Raw genomic sequence first — 23,613 nt, 5'->3', positions numbered from 1 at the left:
GTCAAAAAAGCAAAAAACAACACCTACATTATTTTTGGAAGATAAAATAAATTTGAAAATAATTTTGTATTATCAAAAACGACTTAACCACAATATATTGATTATAAATAACCAAAAAATCTACATGTTGTATCATTGAGCAGACTATGCTATAGTGTGCTCACACATATATTAGATAAAACAATAAATAATGATAGGAGCAAAAAATATGGGTTATTATGATCATTCACAGTCACCAGTTGAATTTGCTTACAATAACAACGGCAAAAATATGCGAGCTATTAACTGGAATGACATTAAAGATGATAAGGATCTTGAGGTTTGGAACAGAGTTACTCAAAACTTTTGGTTACCTGAAAAAATCCCAGTTTCGAATGATATAAGTTCTTGGAATCAATTATCTGATGACTGGCAACAGCTTATAACTCGCACTTTCACTGGATTGACTTTATTAGATACAACTCAATCAAGTGTGGGTGATGTAGCCCAAATTAAAAATTCGCAAACTGATATAGAGCAAGCTATCTATACAAATTTTGCTTTTATGGTTGCTGTCCATGCAAGATCATATGGAACTATTTTTTCTACTTTATGTACTAGTGAACAAATTGAAGAAGCGCATGAATGGGTAGTTAATAATGATGCTTTACAAGCAAGAGCTAAAGCGGTAATTCCGTATTATACAGGCAATGATCCGCTTAAATCAAAGGTTGCCGCAGCAATTATGCCAGGGTTCCTGCTTTATGGTGGTTTTTATTTACCATTTTATTTAGCTGCAAGAGGTAAATTGCCTAATACTGCTGATATTATTAGATTGATCTTAAGAGATAAGGTTATTCACAATTATTATAGTGGTTACAAATATCAATTGGCCGTAAAGAAATTAGCTCCAGCTAAACAAGCAGAAATGAAAAAATTCGTTTTTGATTTCTTAGATAAACTAATTGATTTGGAAAAGAAATATTTGCACGAGCTTTATGATGATTTTGATTTGGTTGATGATGCAATTCATTTCAGTTTGTATAATGCAGGTAAATTTTTACAAAATTTAGGCTATGATTCCCCTTTTACCGCAGAAGAAACTTATGTTTCTCCAGAAGTATTCGCTCAATTATCAGCTCAAGCTGATGAAAACCATGATTTCTTTTCTGGTAATGGTTCTTCATATGTAATGGGAACAGGAGAGGAGACTACAGATGATGACTGGGATTTCTAAAAAGCCATTAGTTGTCTATTATTCTTCCACTTCAAATAATACAGCACGTTTTGTAGAAAAGTTAGATTGTAATTCTATTAGGATTCCTATTAAACTCAGTAAAGAAATTTCAGTTTCTGAAGAATATATTTTAATTACGCCAACTTATTCTGGTGGCCATGGGACTACAGGTGCTGTGCCTAAGCAAGTTATCCACTTTTTGAACAAATTGGCTAATCGGCAAAAATGTATTGGTGTTATTGCTAGTGGAAATACCAATTTTGGTAATTCTTTTGCCTTGGCAGGGGATGTAATTTCTAAGAAATTACATGTTCCTTATCTATATAAATTTGAGTTACTGGGAACAACTGAAGATGTAAATAATGTTAATAAAATAATTGCTGATGCAGGTGAAGACAATGACTGATAATCTTAATAATGATTCATATATTTCTTTAAATGCACTTGCTAAATTTAAAGATGAAAAAGGAAATTATAATTTTAAAGCTGACAAGGAAGCTACTAAGCAATATCTTGAAAATCATATTGAACCAAGAATGAAAAAGTTTGCTTCTTTAGAAGAAAAATTAGCTTATTTAGTTGATAATGATTACTATGATAAAAAAGTTCTAGATTTATATACAGCTAAATTTATTAAAGAAATTTTCAAATTAGCTTATGCACAAAATTTTAGCTTTTTGAACTTTATGGGTGCAGCTAAATTCTATAAAGCATATGCCTTAAAAACAAACGATAATAAACAATTTTTAGAACGTTTTGAAGATCGGGCTGTTATGAATGCTTTATTTTTAGCTGATGGCAATGAAGAACTGGCCTTGAATTTAGTTAAAGATATTATTAGTAATCGTTTCCAGCCAGCAACTCCGACTTTCTTGAATGCAGGTAAAAAGAGACGCGGTGAATATATTTCATGTTATTTGCTCAGAGTTGAAGACAATATGGAATCAATTTCACGAGCAATAAGCACAAGTCTGCAATTATCTAAACGTGGTGGTGGTGTTGCTCTATGCTTAACTAATTTGCGTGAATTAGGTGCACCTATTAAAAAAGTGGAGAATTTATCTAGTGGGATAATTCCTGTAATGAAATTACTAGAAGATTCATTTTCTTATGCCAATCAATTAGGGCAAAGACAAGGTGCCGGTGCAGTTTATTTAAGTGCCCATCATCCCCAGATTATGCAATTTTTAGATACTAAACGAGAAAACGCTGACGAAAAGGTAAGAATTAAATCTTTATCACTTGGCGTAGTGATTCCAGATATTACTTTTGAACTAGCCAAAGAAAATAAAAAGATGGCTTTGTTTTCACCATATGATATTAAACGTGAATATGGTAAACCAATGTCAGATATTTCAATTACTAAAGAATACCAAAATCTCCTTAATAATCCACGTATTAAAAAGACATTTATCAGTGCTAGAAAATTCTTCCAAACTATTGCTGAAGTTCAATTTGAATCAGGGTATCCTTATATTATGTATGAAGATACTGTAAATCGAAGAAACCCACAAAAGAAATTGGGGCGGATTGTGATGTCTAATTTATGTTCAGAAATTGCTCAGGTTAATACGCCAAGTACCTATAATGAAGACTTAAGTTTTAATAAGACGGGCTACGATGTTTGTTGTAATTTAGGATCACTTAATATTGCAGCAGCAATGAATAGCGCTGACAAGTTAGGTAGTTTGGTTTCTGATAGTGTTCAAGCGCTTAATCGTGTTGCCAGGTCTTCAGATTTAGATTGTGCTCCTTCAATTGAAAAGGGAAATAAAGCTAATCGAGCAATCGGTCTAGGAGCAATGAATTTACATGGCTTTTTAGCAACTAATCATATTTATTATGATTCACCAGAAGCAGTTGAATTTACAGGAATTTTCTTTTATACAATTGCATACCATGCATTTAAAGAATCAAATAAATTAGCTGAAAAATATGGTGCTTTTAAAGGATTCAAAGATTCATCATATGCTAGTGGTGATTATTTCAAAAAATTTATTGATGAGGAAGTCTCACCGAAAACAGACAAGATTAAAGAAATTGTAGCTAAATATAAATTAGTTATTCCAACTAAAGAAGATTGGGAAGAATTGATTACTAAAATTAAAAAGACAGGTATAGCTAATGCTAACTTATTAGCAGTTGCACCTACTGGATCAATTAGTTATTTATCTTCATGTACACCAAGTTTGCAGCCAGTAGTAGCTCCTGTTGAAACACGCAAAGAGGCTGATTTGGGTCGAATTTATGTACCAGCTTATAAGATTAATAAAGACAATTATGAGTATTACGAAAAGGGTGCATATGAAGTAGGACCTAATGCTATTATTGATATTGCAGCTGCTGCACAAAAGTATGTTGATCAATCAATTTCGTTAACTTTATTTGTTGAAGATAATGCAACAACAAGAGATTTAAATAAGGCTTATATTTATGCCTTTAAAAAGCGATGCAACTCAATTTATTATGTTAGAGTAAGAGAAAAAGTTTTAGCTGGTAGTGAGAACTTGACTGCAGACGAATGTTTAATTCAAAATGGTGCAGAATGCCAGAAATGTATGATTTAGTTTAATAATAGAAAGTGTCTGGGAAAAAACTCAGAAATTTCAAAATCCCATCAAATCTTGGTACATGCAAACCTTGATTTAATGGGATTTTTTTGAGTTAAAGCCTAAATTTAGTTAAAAATCGACTTTTTTCCCAGACACTTTTGTGTATCTAATTTTAAGCACAAAAAAAGCACCGACTCCTCGCAGTGCCATTTTCATATTATGGGTGGCCAGGGGATCGAACCCTGGACCCACGGATTAAGAGTCCGTTGCTCTGCCAGCTGAGCTAGCCACCCATATTTGTTTCATCAGCTCTCGTGCTGACAGTTAAATATATTACCAGTTGAAATAGGTTTTGACAACCCTTTTTTTGAAAAAAATAAAAAAAGTCACAAAAAGTGACTTTCTTCTTAAATTTGATCCTTAATGTGGTGGGCGATTCCGCTTTGATCTTTGTTTGCACTATCGGCATAGTAGACAGCATACACGCCATTTTTATCATTCTCGGCAATGACAATCTGACGGCCAGTCGGACGTTCTGCCTTAATAATCTGTGCACTGCGCCGTGCTTCCTTGAAGTCGTGTGAAGATGCAATGGCATCCCCCGGATTGAAAAATACAGCTTCGTTCATAGTAAAGCCCCCTTGAATAAGTTCTTTTCTTCTATTTTACCAAGAAAGAGCTTACAAGCGCTAATCAAATGAATGAACAAAAAAGAGATATGACCGAAATCATATCTCTTACAGTTATGGGTGGCCAGGGGATCGAACCCTGGACCCACGGATTAAGAGTCCGTTGCTCTGCCAGCTGAGCTAGCCACCCATGTGTTGAATCAATCAACAGATATTATTATGCTATGAAACGTAAAAAAATGCAAGACTTTTTTTGAAAAAAAACTTAAATTTTTTGGCTAATGTTACAAAATTCAGTATAATGTAAGAGCAAAGGAGGCATTCCCGATGCCAAAAAAAATTCTCGTCGTCGACGATGAAAAGCCTATATCTGATATTATCAAATTTAACCTAACTAAGGAGGGCTTTGACGTCGACACTGCCTATGATGGCGAAGAAGCTGTTCAAAAAGTTGACGAATATGATCCAGATTTAATGATTCTGGACTTGATGTTGCCAAAGAAAGACGGACTCGAGGTTGCTCGTGAAGTTCGTCAAACGCACGATATGCCAATTATCATGGTAACTGCTAAAGATACTGAAATTGATAAAGTTTTAGGACTTGAAATGGGTGCAGACGATTACGTAACTAAGCCATTTTCTAACCGCGAATTAGTTGCTCGTGTTAAGGCTAATTTACGTCGCCGTGATATCGTTAAGAAGGCTGAGGCTGCTAACCAAGAAGAGCCCGATAAGAATATTAAGATCGGCAATCTAGTAATCATGCCAGATGCCTATATTGTTGAAAAGAATGGTAAGAAGATCGAACTTACTCACCGTGAATTTGAACTTCTTTACTACTTAGCACAACATATGGGACAAGTTATGACCCGTGAACACTTATTGCAAACTGTTTGGGGCTATGATTATTTTGGTGATGTGCGGACTGTTGACGTAACCGTTCACCGTTTAAGAGAAAAGATTGAGAATAATCCAATTCAACCTCAAGTTTTAGTTACTCGCCGTGGTGTAGGTTATTACGTAAAACAGCCAAGTGAGGGATAGTTAAAGAAAGCCACAGAACTGAAGAAGTAAGTGGCTTTCTTTTTTTAGATGTTGAGTGAGAAATGAAAAGACTCAGAAAAAAGTTAAATGATACGTTTAATTCCATCAATATGAAATTAGCGATCGTGTTCATGCTGATGCTGCTGGCAACAATCGAAGTTATTGGAGCTTATTTTACCAGACAGCTTGAGCAAACCAGTATTGAGAACTTTCAATCGTCAATTCAAATTCAGACGGTTGTAAGTAATCAATTAGCTAATCAACTGGCCAGTAACAGTAAAAATGCCAACGACCGTTTGAACCAGATCGTTAATGACTACAATAATGATGCGATCAGTGAAATTATCGTCGTTGACAACAAGGATACGATTCGTGCCGTTTCTAATTTGAATGATAAAAGCAAGATCGGTCAAAGAATCAACAACACCGATGTTAAACAGGTAATTTCAACCGGGCATCAGATTAACAAAGTAATCGATGACCACGGCAACTACATGATTCAGATTTTACCACTGACTAGTGGCAATGGTTCCAACAACGTCGGAGCGATCTATGTGAAAGCCAGCATGCAGGATGTCTTTAACAACCTGCGGCAGATTTCATTAACATTCTTGATCGCATCCTTAATTGCGGCACTGCTTGGCGCATTCCTGGCGTTAGTCATTTCCCGGGCAATTACGCAGCTATCGAAGAAATGCAGAAGCAGGCCTTGCATATTGCCGATGGTGATTATTCTACCCAGGTAAAGATCTATTCAAACGATGAATTGGGTCAATTAGGTCGTGCCTTTAATACTTTGTCTGTTCGAATCGAACGCTCGCAAGAAGAGTCCGATAGTGAACGACGCAGGTTGGACAGCGTGCTTTCGCACATGAGCGATGGGGTGCTGGCTACCGATCGTCACGGCAACGTCAGCGTTGTTAACCAGATGGCTTTGAACTTCTTAAATGTTAAAGAAGAAGACGTCATTAACAAACCAATCGCGGAAGTCCTTGGCTTGAAGGATACTTCCTCACAAGATTTAATTTCTAGTCAAAAAGAAATTGTCGTTACAATCGATCCAAATACGCGTGACGAAATGATCCTGCACGCTAGCTTCTCTTTGATTAAGCGAGTAACGGGCTTTGTTTCCGGTAGCGTATGCGTTTTGCACGATGTAACGGAACAACAAAAGAATGAAGATTCACAAAAGCAATTCGTTTCTAACGTTTCGCACGAACTTAGAACGCCACTTACTAGTTTGCAAGCCTACATTGAAGCCTTAAACGAAGGGGCTTGGAAGGATCCTAACATCGCGCCAAAATTCTTGGAAGTAACGCAACAAGAAACTAGTCGAATGATTCGTATGATCAACGACTTGCTCAGCCTTTCCAGAATAGACCGTGGCGTTTCAAAGATGGACCTTGAATTTGTTAACCTGAACGATTTTGTTAACCACATCTTGAATAGATTCGACATGATCGTTAAGACTGACAAAAATAAGGATAAAAAGAAGAAATACACGATCAAGCGTGAATTAGGCAATCAAGCTCTTTGGGTAGAAATCGATACCGACAAGATGATGCAGGTAATCGACAATATTATGAACAATGCAATTAAATATTCACCAAATGGTGGTGTAATTACGGTTCGTTTGACGCAAAACAAAAACCACGTCATCTTGAGTATTTCCGACCAGGGTTTGGGTATTCCACGTAAAGACTTGGGCAAAATCTTCGATCGTTTCTACAGAGTCGATAAGGCTCGTTCACGTGCTCAAGGTGGTACCGGTTTGGGTTTGGCGATTGCTAAAGAAATCGTTGAAGCCCACCATGGTCGTATCTGGGCTGACAGTAGCGAAGGCAAAGGTTCTACCTTCTACATTTCCTTACCTTATAAACCAATGACAGAGGAGGACGACTGGGATGAAGTTTAGATTCAAGCTAGGCGACTTTTTATTGGGCTTAGGCACATTTATCGTCATAGTTTTGTCCATTGTGTTGTGGATCTTCATTATGACCAGTGACCAACGCTTCAGTAACATCGGTCAACAGAATCAAGAAAATACGACGACTAAGGAGCAAGTACGCAACCGCAGCGTAAAATCTCTTTATGATCTGTATATTCCAACGACTTCCTATGGTTTTCCTAACGGCAACTTGTGTCAGCTTTATGATTCCAAGAACAACTTAACTTTGGAATTTACTAAAGAAATCAAGAAGGCTAAAGCTGTTAACAAGATCAAGAAAATCGTTCATTCACAAGCCAGATATCAAGAGTACTTGAATAGCCCAGAATACGTGCAATTGGTTTATCCAGATGAGATTACCTTTTCTTTATTTAACCAATTGAACAAATCTGCTAATGATAATCGTGAATTCAACCGTTTCTTCGTTTCCAAATCCAATCACTGGATTTATCTGGGCAATGACCAAAACAACGAAATTTACCAGATTAAAATCAAGGGTGCTAACTTTGATCGTTTGCGTAAATATGCGCAAAATGCCAAAAGCAAGTCACCAGTACGTCTGGTACGTTTAAAAGAAGGTTACTCACCATTTTATAGTCGAGAAATCGATGGTAAGGTTTATAGCTATTTGACTAACCATCAATCATATTCTTACTTTGTCTCACGTTTGTTAGGTACTTCTGGTGTTACCAGTAAGACGAATAAAAACGGTCAAACAATTTATTCACTTAGCTACTACACCAGATTGAAGGTGCCGGCTCCTAAGTCCGGCGAGCATAACTATCTTTACACTCATTACGAAAAGAATAAGATTCCTTCCGCAACGAATCGTTTGCTCGATAGTGTCTACTATGTGCACCAACTTGGTTTGACCGAACAAGATTTGCGTTTCTTTGACGCAGATGGTTCAAACGTCAGCTATTTGAACTACATCGAAGGAATTCCAGTCTTCTTGAATAAGCATGATTTACAAGTTAAAACTACTTTCTCAACGGATTCAATCAATGTAGCTTTTAACAGCATCAACTTTCAGATTCCAATTCCATTTGATGGACAGACCAAAACGATTAAGCCGACGCAAGACGTAATTGATGAATTGGCATCACACGGCTTGAAGCAAGACGATATTCAAAGAATCGTGATTGGCTTTACGACTGAAAAAGATTCTAGTCGTCATGGTTTGATAAACTTAGTGCCAACTTATTATGTGAAGGCCTATGACGAATGGAAGAGCGTCGGCGAGTGGGAAAAACAGGATTTGACCACTTATCGTAAATTTAGTGAATCTGTTACTAGCGGGGAGGCTAAGTAATCAATGGACTATAAACGAATTGAATGGTTGTTTTTCATTGTCTTCTTACTAATTGATATTTATTTAGGGATCGAAATTCTGCGCTCACCCGTTAACTTGAGCAATGCGGATACTACGACGCAAAGCGTGGCCAGCATCCGTTCAGAGATGAAGTCAGACAACATTGATCTGCCCGAATCAATTTCGAATACGCCGGATTCAGGCTACTATTTAGCCACTAAGAATAGAGATTACTTGTCTTCTAAGGTAAGTGATTTAACTAATGTTACTGCACGCTACTCAAAGACTGACAATACGCTTTACGCTACACCAAAGGTAGCTACAAATTTGTCTAAGAATAAAAAGACCACGTTGAAGCAGGTTAATGAGTTTAAAAATGATCCGAAAAACGTGCCTTATGGCAAGCAGTTCAAGTATGAACCGGATATGTCGAGTGCCGACAACTACATGTTTGTTCAAACTTCTGACTATGGTGAAATTTATGCCAATGTGGCTCAATTGACGATCAGCGTTAAGGATAATCAAATTACCAATTACACCGAGACTTACATGGGGCCGGCTAGTCCTGTGAGAGAATTGCAATCGACGATCAGTGCCTGGCGTGCGATTCGTGCCATGTATACCGATCGTGAATTGACCAATAATTCTCGCGTTGCACGAATTAAGTTAGGCTATTCTAAGTTGACTGAAGTTCGCGGTAGTACGATTCTATTACCAACTTGGTTAGTTTGGGTAGAAAACAAGACGACTAAGAACGTTACTTTGAAGCGTGTGAATGCTTATACGGCACAAATGCTGCAATCGAGTACTTATAACGTAGAAAGGTAGAAGTAAATAATGAAAGTTTCCGTTTTGGCAAGTGGTTCAACCGGAAATACCAGTTTAATAGTGACAGGCCAGCATAAAATCCTTATGGATGCTGGCTTGTCTGGTAAAAAGACTAAAGATTTGCTAGCAGATGTCGGAGTAGACATCAATGACATCGACATGGCCTTTTTAAGCCACGATCATACGGACCATAGTGGCGGCCTTGGTGTGTTAATGCGACGCTATCCTAGAATTGATGCTTTTGCCAACAGCGGCACGTGGCAGTACTTGCTTGATACGCAAAAAATTGGCAAATTGCCGGCTGAGCAGATGAACACGATTGAGCCGGGACAGACAAAAACTTTTGGCGATTTAGATGTTACGGCGTTTGCTACTAGCCACGATGCAGCTGAACCCCAATACTACGTTTTCACTAGTGGTGGCAAACGTGTCGCATTTTTAACCGACACCGGTTATGTCTCTGAAGAAGTTGAAGGCACGATCGAAGACGCAGATGCATACATGATGGAATTTAATTATGATACGATGATGTTGCGAGATGGACCGTATTCTTGGCCATTGAAGCAGAGAATCTTGTCAGATGTAGGGCACTTATCTAATGATCAAGCTGCTCAAGCCTTGGTGGACGTGGTGACGTCGAAGACTAAGCACATCTTTTTAGCACACCGCAGCCAGCATAATAATACGGAGTATCTCGCTCATGAGACGGCGAAGGAAATGTTGATTGAAGGGAATGCAGATTTAAGCGATGATGCTAAGATAATTGATACAGAGCCTGCTAAGCCAACGAAATTGATTCAAATTTAGCAATTTTAGCACCTTTTTTTCATACAAAGTTCAAATTTAATAGGTATGATATTAAAAAAGTAAAATTGAGGGGAGACAAGTATGACAGAGAATCAAAACAATAATAGTCAAATGCCAAAAAGAAGAAGCGGCAGCGGTAAAATTATTGCCACTGCAGCTATTGTGGGTATAGTTGGTGGACTTATCGGTGGTGGAGTTTCATATTACGCAGCTGATCAAATGAACAGTGCATCAGTTAATAATAGTGCAGCTCAAACCAGCATCTCATCAAGCAGCAGCAAAGTCTCACAAAAGAGTGCCAAGACAAGTGGCACTATGACAAGCGCCTACAACAGCGTTAAAGGCGCTGTAGTGTCCGTAATTAACTTAAAGCGTCAATCATCAAGCAGCACGAATTCACTCTATAACAGCTTGTTTGGCGATGATGAGGGCAGTTCATCCAAAAAAAACGGCAAGCTTGAAACCTACAGTGAAGGTTCAGGTGTTGTCTACATGAAATCAAACGGTAAGGGTTACATCGTAACTAACAACCACGTTATTTCAGGTAGTGACGCAGTTCAAGTTCAACTTGCTAATGGTAAAACTGTAAGTGCTAAGGTTGTTGGTAAAGATAGCACAACCGACTTGGCTGTTTTATCAATCGATGCTAAGTATGTAACGCAAACTGCTGAATTCGGAGATTCTAAGAGCTTACAAGCCGGTCAAACTGTTATTGCTGTAGGTTCACCACTTGGTAGTGAATATGCTTCTACGGTAACGCAAGGTATTGTCTCAGCTCCTGCTAGAACAATTGAAACCTCATCAGGCAACCAACAAACAGTTGTCCAAACTGATGCCGCAATTAACCCAGGTAACTCAGGTGGTGCTTTGGTTAACTCAGCTGGTCAAGTTATCGGGATCAACTCAATGAAGCTTGCTCAATCAAGTGACGGTACTTCTGTAGAAGGTATGGGATTCGCGATTCCTTCAAACGAAGTTGTAACTATCGTTAATGAATTGGTTAAGAAGGGTAAGATTACTCGTCCACAACTTGGTGTAAGAGTAGTTGCACTTAATGGTATTCCTGAAGCATACAGAAGCCGTTTGAAGATCAAGTCAAGCCTTAAGAATGGTATTTATGTTGCTTCAATTAACAAGAACAGTTCAGCTTCACGTGCTGGCATGAAGAGCGGCGATGTGATTACTGCAGTTGACGGCAAGAAGGTCGACGATGTGTCATCGTTACACAGCATTCTGTACAGCCACAAAGTCGGTGACACCGTAAATGTAACCGTGAACAGAAATGGTAGAAATGTCAGCTTAAAGGTTAAACTTGAAGGCAATTAATAAGTAAAGTAAAAAGTTTATAAGAATAAAAGGCTATATCATGCGCTTTGAACGCGGATATAGCCTTTTTGCTAACTATTTAAATGTGTAACACAGAAAAGTTCGGCTTTAAGATTTGTCAAATATATATACACCTGTTGATAAGTGTGGATAACTTTGTGGATTGTGTATAACTAAGGAATTATAGCTTTATTCACCTGTGGAAAAAATATAAAAATGTTCATAAAGTTAATGAAAATAATTTGTTAAAACGAATGTTCATGCTGTTATATCGGGAAAGAACAAATAAAGTTTGTGAAAAAATGCTTTCAAAATAAAAATGTGGGAAAGTATTTTTCAAAAAAGTTTTGGAATTTATTTAGCTACAAGTTATAGAGTATAGTTAAAATCATACCACAAAATATGGATTGTGTTTCATGATAAATGTGGAAAACTATTGAGTAGTTTTGTAGTAAACTAGTGGGTATGAATATTAAGATTGTTTGTGTTGGAAAATTAAAAGAGAAATATTTTAAAGATGCGATTGCGGAATATAAAAAGCGACTAAGTCGTTTTGCAAAAGTATCGATTGTGCAGGTGCCTGACGAAAAAGCACCGGAAAAATTCAGTGCGGCTGAAGACGAAAAGGTTAAGGAAATTGAAGGCCAGCGAATTTTAAGCAAGATCAAGGATAAGGAGTACGTGTACGTTACTGCGATTAAGGGAAAACAGCGTAGCAGTGAGGAATTTGCTAAAGAAATTCAGGATTTGGCAACGTATGGCCATTCGGATATTACCTTCGTCATTGGTGGTAGCTTGGGAACAAGCGATGCAGTGAATAAGCGCGGGGATGATCTGATCAGTTTTGGTAAGTTGACCATGCCACACCAGTTGATGCGGGTGGTATTGATTGAGCAGATCTATCGTGCGTTCATGATTAACTCGGGTAGTCCATATCATAAGTAGAAAAAAGCGTCTCTGAGAAATCAGAGGCGTTTTTGTGAAGTAGGAGAAAAAATGAAAATTGACGAAGCATTAAAAGAAGAGCGACTTAAATTAGGGTTATCAATTAGGAAGATGGCAGATGGAATAATTGATCCTACCTTTTATTCACGTGTAGAACAAGAGCATCGTAACATTGGATCTGAAGCTTTAGTAAGGATCTTATTTGCTCGTGAAATTAATATTGATGAGTTTTTCAATAAAATAAAAGATACATATGCTCCAAGTGAAGCAACTAAAAAAGCGTACTTGGAAGAGAAAATTCGAATTGCTTTTAATAGTCATGATATTACTGCAATGCGAGACTATCTAAAGGATGTATCTAAGTTAAATGACCCTATTTTAAGACTACGTGTAATTGTAGGAATCGCGTATTTAGAAGATAAAATTAAAGAATTACCACATGAAGTTGTGGATCAAACTTACGCAGAATTAGATAAAAATGACGAACTTAGTAGCAACGTGAATGCGATTAGATTGTTTACAAATGCAATGCCTGTCTTTTCTGATGAACAATTAACGTGTTTCATGCATATGTTACTGACTAGAGCGAAAGAAGTAGAAAATAAGTCGGAAAAATATGATGAAAGAATCGCAATTACTTGTAATAACTATCTGTACAGCTGCTGGCAGAGAAAGATAAATCCATCGACTGTTGAGGAAGCTTACTCTTTTATGATGGGATTAACAGAGCCACATTTATTGATATATAAGCTTTTAGGAAAAATGGGTAAGAATTTAATTGATGGAAATAGTGAGCAGGCAATTGCTATAAAACAAGAAATAATTACCTATGGATACGGTGAAATGATAAAAAATTGGGGAGTGTAGTTTATAGACTGCAGTTGGATTGATTTGAGAAATATGATGCTTTAATTGTTGTAATCTCAAACAAATAGGAAAGAGGCAAAAAATGCTATGGGAGTTACCTGTAATAATTAATTAGAAGTAGACAATTATAAAAAGGAGATCTTAATTATGAAAAAAGTCATTCTTAGTTTGGTTTTGGTATTATCATTAGGATTAGCAAGTAATCTTACGGTTTCAAAAGCTTCTGCGACTACTTACTCTACCAATCGTTATATTCATCGCCTTCCAGGTGCTGGTGTTGGACAACATGAAATTCAAGATTAATTTATAAAAATGCTGATATTAATAAATTATCAGCACTTTTATTTTTTTAATAAAGAGGCAATATAATGGAAAAATATGTTTCTCAGACTGAGCCTTCAGAAGGCATCAAAACCAAAAAATTTATTCGATCTCGTAGAATTGGTGTAATTCTCCCTTGGTTTGGAATTTTAGGAATGTTAGTACTTGTTTTTTCATTGATAATGTATGGCCTTCTTTTATTTCTAACTGAACTAGGCTTTATTGCCAATTTTTATTATTTTATTGATAGTTACAATTGGCTAGCTGATCGATTATTATATGATCCTCAAAAGAAAGTTTTTACTCATCGAAAAGATAACCTTGTTAAATTAATAATGTGGGTTGCTATTATTTTGGTATTAATGTCAACCATTCTACTTGCTTGGATGAGAGTAAAAAGTTTTTTATGTTTTGTTGCTTGGCTTTGCTTTATCAGTATTTGTTATTTTGGTAGCAGAGTAATTGAAAATTGCTTAGTAATTTTTCATATTCAACTAAATAATTGGAAAAGGTTTTACCAAATAGTAACTGTAGGAATTATTTTGCTAATTATGGTTGCGGTGGTTTTGCTGAAATGTAATGTATTAGCTTATTACATTTATTTTGGTGTAATAGGAGTAGTTTATTGTTTTACTTATTACTTTTTAATTGAGCTTTATCGCCGAGTTGAGAATGATTTAGGTGGTCATAAATATTTTATTGATTTACCTGATAATCGCTTTGAACATAAATATTAATCATTGGCATCAAGCCATTTTTTAAGCAGATCAATATATTCGTCGGCCTTTTGGACAAAGGACATATGACCACAATTTTCAAATAGTTTCCATTTACTGCCAGGGATGTTGTCCTGCATCGTTTTAGCAACATATGGAGTACACAAATCGTCGGTTCCACTCGTAATCAGAGTTGGAACTTTTATTTTGCTTAATTGGTCGGTATATTCGTAATCATGTAAGTTGCCTTCAGGCGTATATTCATTAGGACCCCACGCAGTTTCATAGGCAACCGTGCCACCTTTTTTCTCACGCATGACGCACTCTGGCCATTTCTTCGTCATATCGATGGCGTGTTGGTTCATGAAGTGCTCGTTAGCTTTGAGGTAATCATCTTCAGTGAAATTATTAGTAAGTTCTGCGCGGTGAATTGCAGCTTGCTCTTCGATTTGCAAATACTTGATCATGCGGTGGAGTTCTTTTGACCATAATGAAGCTGATGAAAGAGTACTTGATAAGATCACACTTTGAATGCCTTCTGGGTGGTGATCACACATGTAAATGATGGCGAGCATCCCGCCCCAGCTTTGGCCCAATAAGTGGATCTTGCGCAAGGCCAAGTGTTTACGTAGAGCTTTTAATTCTTTAACCCAAGTTTCTTTGTTATAAAGTTCTGGATGATCGTCAGGGATGCTGCTGTTGCCACAGCCTAATTGGTCATACATGATGATGCGACGATCGTCGATTTCTGCGAGTTTATCCAAAACTTCAAAATAATTATGCGTTGAACCAGGGCCACCATGAAGCAGAATTAGTGGCGGCTTCTCGCTTCGTTTACCAACAATGCGGTAGTAAGTTTCATAGCCCATGAAGGGCATTTTTCCTTCGATAATTTCCATTTTTTTCACCTACTTAAAACAAAATAATGAGATATTTACCAAAATTAGCAATGTAAAAAAGATCAACCAATCTTTTTTAGTCAGTGGAATTGCCACTATTGTAGATCTTTTTTGATTCTCAACATAGCCGTGCGATTCCATGCCTTGGGCCAGATTATCGGCTGAATTTAGCGCAACTAAGATCGCCTTAAAATAAAGAACTGGTGACCAAAAGCTGAGGTACATCCCGCGCATCATTGCCGAAGTACGGATCTGTTTAACCGCCATGCGCATCTTCGGAATGATATTGATCGCTGCCAAAACGCCGTACGCAAACTTGCTCGGCAGGTGCAAATTTCGTTCCAGCGAACGAGCAAAATCCGTCGCAGTGACTTTACGAGTCATGCAGGCAATCGTCAACGTATAAACGTAGACACGAGTTGATAAATTCCAGGCATAATAGGGGTCTGGCGTAGGCGAGAACCAATAAAGCGTCGCAAAGATCGTAAAGGCCGCGATGAAGGGCAAAATGATCAGTAAAAGCAATTCTTTGAGTTTAGTCTTAGTGACCAGTAAATAAACTAACGCAAACGCAATTACTAAAATGTTGGTAGTTAAACTAGCTTTTAACGATATTTCCAGCGAAACAATAAAAGCTAAGATAAATTTTAAACTGGGATTCATAGTTACTTCTCCACGTATTTAAGCTGCTGCTGGTCAAAAATAAGGCGATAAGAGCAGAAATCAGCTAACTCGTCTATCTGATGGCTGATGATTAAAAACGTCTGCTGGAGCCTCTCTTGGCTTTCTCGCATTAGGTTCAACACCAGCTTTACAGACTTATGATCTAGACCACTGAGTGGTTCATCGATTAAAAGTACATCATGTTTGGTCATGAGTAGTAGTAAAATTTGCAACTTTTTTTGTTGACCGCCTGACAAGGTATAAACGACCTGATCCAAGTGATTAGCTAGTCCCAATTTATCCAACCATTCCTCTATTTTTTGGTCCGTAAAAAAGCTATTGCGATCTTTCTTACTGAGCTTGAGTTCATCTTTTACAGTCACGGTCAAAAACTGATCCGTTGCCTTTTGAAAGACTTGCGCAACTTGAGCTAAATACTTACGTTGATGCAATTTAGCTATTTCATGATCATGGTAAGTAAAACTCCCACTATAAGGAATCATCTTCGTCATCGCCTTAAACAGGGATGTTTTGCCCACGCCGTTAGGTCCAGTGATCAAAGTGCTCTTTGAATAAAGATTTAGATCAGCTTGCTTAAGCAACAATTTATTTTGCGTAATCTGCACGCTTTTTAAGGTGAAAATTGGCTGACCGGTTGGCAAAGAAAATGAACATTCGTGTTCATGCATTTGCTTATTTTGTATAAATATTTTTTCCTTTTCATCAGCTGACAATTCCTGCGCAGTTTTAGCTTTAAACTCAAATAAATGATCACAGACCTGCTCATAATCATCTAAAACGTGGTCACTCAAGATGATGGTCTTGCCATTTTTAGCCAGTAAAGCCAATTTGCTGATTAAAAAGCTCCGTGCATCTGGATCGCAGCTGGCAAAAGGCTCATCAAGCAAAAGCACGTCCACGTTCATAGCGAGTAAAACAGCTAAAGCTACACGTTGTTGCTGGCCACCCGACATGGTATTGATCTTCTGATCAAGTAGGTCCGAAATTTGTGTAAATTCTATTGCTTTAGCTAATCTTTTTTCGTAGTCCTTTTGCTCAACTTGCAAATTTTCCAAGGCAAAAACGATCTCTTCACGTGGGGTCGCCATCGTAAACTGCTCAGCCGCATTCTGAAACATCATGCTGTTTTTTGCCCATTTAATTCCACGGTGCCAGTCAATTTGCCCGCATATTTAGGGTAGAGGCCCGCAATAATTTTAAGCAGCGTGGATTTGCCGCAGCCCGTAGGTCCTATCAGTAGTGAGAAGCCTGCCGGAATTTTTAATGATAAATTTTGGATTATAGGTTCTTTTTCATAGGAAAAAGTAATATTATTTAGTGTTACTATCATAATTCTGATTGTACAAGATGATTTTTTGACTGTCTAATTTGTAAAAGAAATTTTTTCACTATAAAGATGGTCGAATTTGTAATCAAATAGCTTATAATAATGCATTATAATATAGCTATAATAGTACTATAATTTGATTTATTGTATGGAAGGTGGACATGGATATGGCAGCTGTTGCTTTGGACCAATATCTGGCTAGCATATTAAAGTCGAATTCAACAGACAGGAATGAAATAAAGCTAGAAGCAGGAAATCCAGATTTTGATCTGTTTACTATCTACCTTGAAAATCATAATACTGGAATCCACCGTTATCAGATGGATGTATCAACAATACTCTATGTTGCTAAAGGTACTGTGACAATTAAGAGTGGTGAAAAGATCATTACCATGAAGTCTGGTAACGTGCTTCTGTTAACAGAGGGATGGAAGTATGAGGTCAAGAGTCAAAAAGAAGACTCAGTCCTTGTTAAGTTAAAGTTTAAGCCAGGTTTTGTCTATCGTGAATACTTCAAGTACTTTAGTTACAAAGGAAAGCGTGAAAGCAAGGTTATTGAACAAATTATTGATAGCCTTGGCAATGAACACGTATTGTGGCTAAAGAACAATCAAATAACTCGTGCATCCCAAATAATGCAACACATTATCGGCGGTTATTTGAACAATGATTTATTTGCTAAGGCCTTAATTCAGGCCGAATTGACCGTAATGCTAATCATTTCGATTAGAACCCAGCGAATGGCTACTCCAACTAATTTAGACAAGACTAAATTCGAAAAGAAGTCATTAGATAATTATATTGATGCACATTTTGCAGATGTATCGCTAGCTGACGCTGCTAAGTATTTTGGCTTCAATCCAAATTATTTCTCAAACATGGTTAAGGCAAAAACAGGCAAGAGTTTTGTCGATCATGTTGATGAAAGAAGAATGCAAGAGGCACGCGAACTCCTTGCTCAACCTGATATTTCACTTAAGGAAATTATTGGACGAGTTGGATATTCAAGCAAGTCATTCTTCTACAAGAAATTTAATCAATATTATCACATGACACCTGCTGCCATGCGAGAAGAATTGTTTAGACAAGCAAATATCAATTTGAAGTAGCTAAAACTAAAAAAGAATCCGGAAATTCCGGATTCTTTTTTTATTACATTTGTTGTAGACGTTTAATTCGCTCGGCTGTAGGTGGGTGCGTATCAAAAAGACTGCCAGTATGTTTAAATGGATTTTCGATATACATGCCGCTACTTGAGCGATCGGCTTGTTTCATTGGCTGACTGCCTTCAATTTTTTCTAAAGCAGAAATGAGTCCTTGCGGATTTCTGGTTAATTCGACGGAACTAGCATCTGCTAAAAATTCACGGTTTCTGGAAAGTGCCATTTGGGCTAGGGATGCAGATAATGGACCTAAGATCAAAACAAAGACAATCGCAACAACTTTAAAGATCATCTCAAAAGCATTGTTATTGTCATCGTCGTCATCACTGCCGCCGCCAAACCAAATGAAGTGGCTAGCAAGACCTGAAAGAAATGAAATTACCCCAACCAGGACAACAGCAATCGTTGATAAACGGATGTCGTAATTTCTAATATGGGAAATCTCGTGTCCTAATACGCCTTCCAGTTCTTCACGATCCATCATGTCTAATAATCCTTGCGTAACCGCTACGGCGCTGTGATCGGGATCTCGGCCCGTCGCAAAGGCATTAGGACTAGGATCATTAATGATAAAAACGCGGGGCATAGGCACGCGGCCCACCATTGCCATATCTTCTACGATATGCCAAAGCTGCGGATTGTCTTGTTCGTGAATTTCTTGAGCATGGTTTAAACTCATTACCATGTTGGCAGGATCGCGCATTACTAAAAAGAGATAGATCAAACTACCGATTAAAGCAATAAAAATTCCCGTCCATGGCGTATTGCTGAATAAATAGCCAAAACCTGCTCCGACTAAAGTTAAGATGATAACGAAGGCAGCCATAACCACTACAGTTTTGCGTTTATTACGTGTAATTTGTTGGTATAGCATTTTCGTATCCTTTAAAACTTAACCTTTGGTGCTTCTTTTTCTTCCTTTGGTGTTTCTAAGTAGTCAACCTTAGTGAAGTGGTGAATCTTAGCTACAATATTTGATGGGAAGGTCAAAAGCTTTTGGTCGTATTGAGCAGCACTTGAGTTGTAAAGTTGACGTGAGTAGGCAATCTTGTTTTCAGTGTTGGTCAATTCTTCTTGCAAGCTTAAGAAGTTTTGGTTGGCCTTTAAGTCAGGGTAATTTTCTGATAAGGCAAAAATTGTCTTTAATGAGTCAGTAATTTGGTTAGAAACCTTCAAAGTTTCTTCGTGATCGCCAGCAGGGATTTCAGTTAATTGGTTGCGTAATTGCACAACCTTTTCAAGCGTTTCACTTTCGTGCTTAGCGTAGCCCTTAACAGTTTCTACCAAATTAGGAATCAAGTCATTACGGCGCTTCAATTGAACGTCGATTTGACTCCAAGATTCTTCTGTATAAACTTTGGCTCTTTGCAAGCCGTTGTAGGCAGTAATGTAAATAGCCACAATTAATACGATGATAGCTAAAATTATCCATAAAAGTGGTGACATTTTTGTGTCCTCCTCCACACTATATTATTTAAATTTTAGTCGATTGTATACTTTTGGACAATAAAAAAGAATGCTTTGAAAGCATTCTTTTTCATTTCTTAAATTCTGAAAATCAACAATCCTAAACCAACGATTGTCAAAATAATCAAGCCAGCAAATTGCATGATTGTCCATTGAATAAAGAACTTCTTGCGGCTGACTGTAGCGTGTTGGTTGAACGTCTTAATTACCAGCATGTTGGCCATTGAACCGATTGCGGAACCAAAACCACCGATGTTGGATCCAAGGAACAACGCTTGCGCATAATTAGTGAACTTACCAACCAAAATAGTTGATGGAACGTTGCTCATAATTTGACTAGTAAGAATTGATGCGAAGTAAGTTGAGCTCTCAGAGTGAACAGTTATATGAATCAAGTTCACGATTGCTGGAATCTGTTGGATATCACTGATAAAGATAAAGAAACCAGTGAAGGTTAAGAGCAACGCATAGTCGATCTTAAGCATGATTCTTGGATTAATTGCTAGTGCCAAGATAATTGCGATCAACATTGGCCAAACAATATTCACGATTCTGAAAACTCCAAAGAAGAAGAAGATAAAGACAGCGGTCGTGATAATAGTAGGACGCCAGCTGATTCGAATTGGTTCAGTCTTTTGAACCGGAATTTCTTTCTTCGGAATAAACATGAAGACCAAAATCATGATCGCCATTGAAATGATCAAGTAAGGTACTGACCATTTGAAGAAAACTAGTGGCCTAATATCGAAGCGACTAACTAAAAAGATGTTGTGGGGATTACCCCAAGGTGTAAATGCGGCCCCAATGTTTGCGCCCATACCGATTAAAGTAACAGGCAAAATTTGTGGCAGCTTGTAGCGCTTAGCGATATTTAAATAAAGTGGAATTAAAGTTAATACAGTAATGTCATTACCTAAGAACATACCGGCGATAACGGCTAAAACCGTGAATAGCATGTTCAACTTACGCGTATTATCTGCGATACTCGTAAGTTTGTACGCTAAAACATCCAGAACGTGCAAATAAGCATAGATCTGGATCAGCGTCAGCATTGCGGCAACAGACCATAAAGTGTGAAAGTTAATATCTGCTAACCGCGGCCTAGCGAAAAAAAGACTTACTACTGTAATTAAAACTGTAATCTGTAAAATTCTATCTTTAGCAATATTCTTTAAGACGGTCATAAAAGGTCCCCCTTACGTATTACAATCGTCTAAAAACCCTATGTATCATTTTGAGCCTTTTTAGGATAGCTTGCAATGATAAATTTGAAAAAACTAAAGATTTAGGCCACTTTTGAGCATTTTAATAGGTGATTTTGCTTAAAAATACTATACTTGAGTAAATGAGTAAACGTAAAAGATTAGAGGAGGACACAACTATGACACAAGAAACTATTTCAATTAACATCAAACCAGAAGCAAAAGAAATTATTGAAAAGAAAAATCCAGAAAACAAGCTACTTTTATTAGCTTTAAATGATGGTTCAAACAAGTATTCAAGACTTGGTGGTACTTGTACAATTGGTGCCAACTTTCAATTCGTGATTCTTGATGAAAAGGATCCTAAATATACTATTAAAGTAGAAAACAATGCCGGTTTTGATTTATGGACTTCACCAGACGAAGTTAGCTTCTTTGAAGGTGGCCTAGTAGTAAACGCAAGAAATTATACATTGAGTTTATCCGATGATAGTGGCATTCTTGATGGGGCGGTATCAATTGATAAATACACACCGCAAGAATTAACTAAGAAGGAAATGCAAGAGGGTAAAACTTGCTAATCATTGGGTAATGAAAGCAATTAATGAAATAAAGGATTTTTCAGCGGAATTTAAACAAAATTGGTTACAATACTTAGTCCTTTTTACGGGCATTAGTGTATTGAACCAGTTTGTTTTTATTCCGTTTTTTCGTTATATCACTACATTTGTACTGCAAAAGGGTGCCATTCCGTTTGTTTCGCTTTCTAATTTAGAAATCATTTTAACTAAGCATCCCTTTGTGGCTTTAGCATTGCTAATTGAGTTAGCTGCGTTGCTATTTGTCATTTACAGTCAATTTGCGCTGCTTATTTTGGTGATCAAAAATCAATTTGATGTAAAAGAGAGCCTCAGTGAGTACGGGCAATGCTTGAAACACTTTCGATTAGGCTCACTACTTTTATTGGCAATTTATTTTTTGTTAATTGTACCTTTTGCCAATATTGTCTTTAGAACGCCACTTTTAGCCAAGCTAAAAATCCCACAGTTTATTGTGGACTACATGACGCGAGATTCGATTTTACTGACGATTTTAGTTGTCTTTTATGTCGTGATTTTTATTTTTGCACTTCACTTTTTATTCACTTTGCCGATTATGGTGCTGGATAAAACAACCACTAGAGAGGCAATGAAGAAAAGCGCCAGTTTAATGAAAAAGAGTTGGCGCAAGGTATTGGGCTTCTTTATTACCTTGGGAATAATCGCTATTTTGGCCATGGTAATTAACAGCGTGCTGGCATATTTACTGCAGCTATTATGGGACATATTTCCCAAGGAATTAGCCTTAATACTAGCTACGATAAATCTATCACTCTTTCAAGTGATCAGTGAACTACTGCTGATCTGGACTAGTGCTATTTCACTATTATTTTTAATTATAATTAAAATTACCACAAAAGAGGAAAAATTACCTAATGCATCCCACAATAAAGCAATCGTGACACCAATCATGATTATCTGGATCTTTGCCATAATCGTCAACGGAGTCGAGAATGTTTTTTATCTGACGGGGATAGACGATCATGCGCCAGTCACCATTTCCCATAGGGGAGTAAATGATAAAAATGGTGTGCAAAACACGATCGAGGCTTTAAAGAAGACAGCCAAATTTAAGCCGGACTATGTAGAAATTGATGTCCATGAAACTAAAGATAATCAATTTATCATTATACACGATGAAAATCTGAAAAAGCTGACAGGGGTAGACAAAGAGCCGAAGGATTTAACCGTAAAACAATTAACTCAGTTAACTGCTAAAGAAGATGGCCATCGTGGCAAGGTTGTTAGTCTAGATCAATATATAAAAGCCGCTAAAAAGTTAAAGCAAAAATTGCTGATAGAGATTAAGACTACACAGCATGATTCCAAGAACTTTGTGGCGAACTTTAATAAAAAGTACGGTCAAATAATTTTGAGGAATAAGTACCAAGTGCAGTCGCTTGATTACACTGCTGTCAAAAAAATGCAGCAGCTTAATTCAAAAATCCCAGTTTTATATATTCAGCCTTACAACCTAACTTATCCGCACAGTGCGGCTGATGGCTATTCCATGGAATATTCTACTTTAACTTCTGATTTCATTTGGCAAGCTCATTTACAAAATCACGTGGTATATGCTTGGACAGTCAATAATACTGCCGAAATGAAAAAGATGATGTATGAACACGTCGATGGCGTTATTACCGATGATGTGGCTAAATTAAATACTACGATTGAAGACTTTGAAGGGCGTAAAAGTTATGCGGAACGACTCTTAAATTACATGACTGCCTTTCCTATACTTGATTAACACGTTTGATC

At 37.2% G+C, this 23,613-nt stretch carries 21 protein-coding genes, 2 tRNA genes and 2 pseudogenes; 16 read left to right on the top strand and 9 right to left on the bottom strand.

Features of this window, described 5'->3' with window-relative positions; genetic code table 11:
• Positions 1-208: 208 nt before the first annotated feature.
• From nrdF to nrdE, 3 genes are read left to right on the top strand one after another with little or no spacing between them, the layout of a single operon-like run.
• Positions 209-1,216, top strand: coding sequence for a class 1b ribonucleoside-diphosphate reductase subunit beta (nrdF, locus tag JCM1039_RS07515; protein ID WP_155831152.1), 1,008 nt, complete (start codon positions 209-211; stop codon positions 1,214-1,216).
• The gene (gene nrdI / locus JCM1039_RS07510; RefSeq protein ID WP_005720082.1) at positions 1,197-1,622 is read left to right on the top strand and encodes a class Ib ribonucleoside-diphosphate reductase assembly flavoprotein NrdI; all 426 of its coding nucleotides are present in this window, start codon (positions 1,197-1,199) and stop codon (positions 1,620-1,622) included. The genes nrdF and nrdI overlap by 20 nt, the downstream gene beginning before the upstream one ends.
• Entirely contained in the window at positions 1,615-3,783 is a 2,169-nt protein-coding gene (nrdE, locus tag JCM1039_RS07505; RefSeq protein ID WP_025015285.1) for a class 1b ribonucleoside-diphosphate reductase subunit alpha, read from the top strand. The genes nrdI and nrdE overlap by 8 nt, the downstream gene beginning before the upstream one ends.
• 205 nt (positions 3,784-3,988) lie before the next feature.
• Here the strand turns inward: nrdE and JCM1039_RS07500 are convergent.
• From JCM1039_RS07500 to JCM1039_RS07490, 3 genes are all read right to left on the bottom strand, one after another.
• Positions 3,989-4,061 (bottom strand) — tRNA-Lys (locus JCM1039_RS07500).
• A 114-nt stretch (positions 4,062-4,175) separates the two neighbouring features.
• Entirely contained in the window at positions 4,176-4,397 is a 222-nt protein-coding gene (locus tag JCM1039_RS07495; RefSeq protein WP_013641358.1) for a hypothetical protein, read from the bottom strand.
• 117 nt (positions 4,398-4,514) lie between these two features.
• Positions 4,515-4,587 (bottom strand) — tRNA-Lys (locus tag JCM1039_RS07490).
• A 137-nt stretch (positions 4,588-4,724) separates the two neighbouring features.
• Between JCM1039_RS07490 and yycF the strand changes: the two genes are divergently transcribed.
• From yycF to JCM1039_RS07440, 10 genes and pseudogenes are all read left to right on the top strand, one after another.
• Positions 4,725-5,441, top strand: a complete 717-nt coding sequence (yycF, locus tag JCM1039_RS07485) for a response regulator YycF (protein WP_025015284.1) — start codon at positions 4,725-4,727, stop codon at positions 5,439-5,441.
• A gap of 62 nt (positions 5,442-5,503) precedes the next feature.
• A pseudogene (walK, locus tag JCM1039_RS11175) lies at positions 5,504-7,356 on the top strand (cell wall metabolism sensor histidine kinase WalK).
• Positions 7,346-8,701, top strand: coding sequence for a YycH family regulatory protein (locus JCM1039_RS07475; RefSeq protein WP_025015283.1), 1,356 nt, complete (start codon positions 7,346-7,348; stop codon positions 8,699-8,701). Before walK ends, JCM1039_RS07475 begins: the two are co-directional and overlap by 11 nt.
• A 3-nt stretch (positions 8,702-8,704) precedes the next feature.
• A complete protein-coding gene (locus tag JCM1039_RS07470; RefSeq protein ID WP_025015282.1) occupies positions 8,705-9,529 on the top strand; it encodes a two-component system regulatory protein YycI in 825 nt (274 codons plus the stop codon).
• 9 nt (positions 9,530-9,538) lie between these two features.
• A complete protein-coding gene (locus JCM1039_RS07465) occupies positions 9,539-10,336 on the top strand; it encodes an MBL fold metallo-hydrolase (protein WP_025015281.1) in 798 nt (265 codons plus the stop codon).
• Positions 10,337-10,417: 81 nt separating this feature from the next.
• The gene (locus JCM1039_RS07460) at positions 10,418-11,662 is read left to right on the top strand and encodes a S1C family serine protease (RefSeq protein WP_025015280.1); all 1,245 of its coding nucleotides are present in this window, start codon (positions 10,418-10,420) and stop codon (positions 11,660-11,662) included.
• Between the two features lie 465 nt (positions 11,663-12,127).
• Complete coding sequence (gene rlmH, locus JCM1039_RS07455; protein ID WP_025015279.1) at positions 12,128-12,607, top strand: 23S rRNA (pseudouridine(1915)-N(3))-methyltransferase RlmH; 480 nt, start codon at positions 12,128-12,130, stop codon at positions 12,605-12,607.
• Between the two features lie 51 nt (positions 12,608-12,658).
• The gene (locus JCM1039_RS07450; RefSeq protein WP_025015278.1) at positions 12,659-13,474 is read left to right on the top strand and encodes a helix-turn-helix domain-containing protein; all 816 of its coding nucleotides are present in this window, start codon (positions 12,659-12,661) and stop codon (positions 13,472-13,474) included.
• A gap of 147 nt (positions 13,475-13,621) precedes the next feature.
• Positions 13,622-13,777, top strand: coding sequence for a hypothetical protein (locus JCM1039_RS12400; RefSeq protein WP_015613277.1), 156 nt, complete (start codon positions 13,622-13,624; stop codon positions 13,775-13,777).
• 65 nt (positions 13,778-13,842) lie between these two features.
• On the top strand, positions 13,843-14,532 hold the full coding sequence (locus JCM1039_RS07440) for a hypothetical protein (RefSeq protein ID WP_025015277.1): 690 nt from the start codon (positions 13,843-13,845) through the stop codon (positions 14,530-14,532).
• Here the strand turns inward: JCM1039_RS07440 and pepI are convergent.
• From pepI to JCM1039_RS11170, 3 genes and pseudogenes are all read right to left on the bottom strand, one after another.
• Positions 14,529-15,410: a proline iminopeptidase gene (pepI, locus tag JCM1039_RS07435; RefSeq protein ID WP_025015276.1), complete on the bottom strand. Its 882-nt coding sequence runs from the start codon at positions 15,408-15,410 to the stop codon at positions 14,529-14,531. The genes JCM1039_RS07440 and pepI overlap by 4 nt on opposite strands.
• 9 nt (positions 15,411-15,419) lie before the next feature.
• Positions 15,420-16,073: an energy-coupling factor transporter transmembrane component T family protein gene (locus JCM1039_RS07430; protein WP_025015275.1), complete on the bottom strand. Its 654-nt coding sequence runs from the start codon at positions 16,071-16,073 to the stop codon at positions 15,420-15,422.
• 2 nt (positions 16,074-16,075) lie between these two features.
• Positions 16,076-17,424 (bottom strand): annotated as a pseudogene (locus JCM1039_RS11170) (ATP-binding cassette domain-containing protein).
• A gap of 164 nt (positions 17,425-17,588) precedes the next feature.
• Between JCM1039_RS11170 and JCM1039_RS07420 the strand changes: the two are divergent.
• Positions 17,589-18,530 carry a helix-turn-helix domain-containing protein gene (locus tag JCM1039_RS07420; protein WP_025015274.1) on the top strand — a complete coding sequence of 314 codons (942 nt, stop codon included), beginning with the start codon at positions 17,589-17,591 and terminating at the stop codon, positions 18,528-18,530.
• Between the two features lie 43 nt (positions 18,531-18,573).
• Here JCM1039_RS07420 and htpX read toward each other — a convergent pair whose 3' ends face one another.
• The 3 genes from htpX to JCM1039_RS07405 form a co-directional block, all read right to left on the bottom strand.
• A complete protein-coding gene (htpX, locus tag JCM1039_RS07415; protein WP_025015273.1) occupies positions 18,574-19,458 on the bottom strand; it encodes a zinc metalloprotease HtpX in 885 nt (294 codons plus the stop codon).
• A gap of 11 nt (positions 19,459-19,469) precedes the next feature.
• Positions 19,470-20,030, bottom strand: coding sequence for a LemA family protein (locus JCM1039_RS07410; protein WP_013436948.1), 561 nt, complete (start codon positions 20,028-20,030; stop codon positions 19,470-19,472).
• Positions 20,031-20,128: 98 nt separating this feature from the next.
• Entirely contained in the window at positions 20,129-21,235 is a 1,107-nt protein-coding gene (locus tag JCM1039_RS07405; RefSeq protein ID WP_025015272.1) for an SLC13 family permease, read from the bottom strand.
• A 197-nt stretch (positions 21,236-21,432) separates the two neighbouring features.
• Between JCM1039_RS07405 and JCM1039_RS07400 the strand changes: the two genes are divergently transcribed.
• A complete protein-coding gene (locus JCM1039_RS07400; protein WP_025015271.1) occupies positions 21,433-21,834 on the top strand; it encodes an iron-sulfur cluster biosynthesis family protein in 402 nt (133 codons plus the stop codon).
• A gap of 10 nt (positions 21,835-21,844) precedes the next feature.
• Positions 21,845-23,602, top strand: coding sequence for a glycerophosphoryl diester phosphodiesterase membrane domain-containing protein (locus JCM1039_RS07395; RefSeq protein WP_025015270.1), 1,758 nt, complete (start codon positions 21,845-21,847; stop codon positions 23,600-23,602).
• The last annotated feature ends 11 nt before the right edge of the window (positions 23,603-23,613 follow it).

The sequence above is a fragment of the Lactobacillus kitasatonis DSM 16761 = JCM 1039 genome (genome assembly GCF_000615285.1).
Classification (GTDB): Bacteria; Bacillota; Bacilli; order Lactobacillales; family Lactobacillaceae; genus Lactobacillus; species Lactobacillus kitasatonis.
This window is presented reverse-complemented; position numbering and strand designations above follow the sequence as displayed.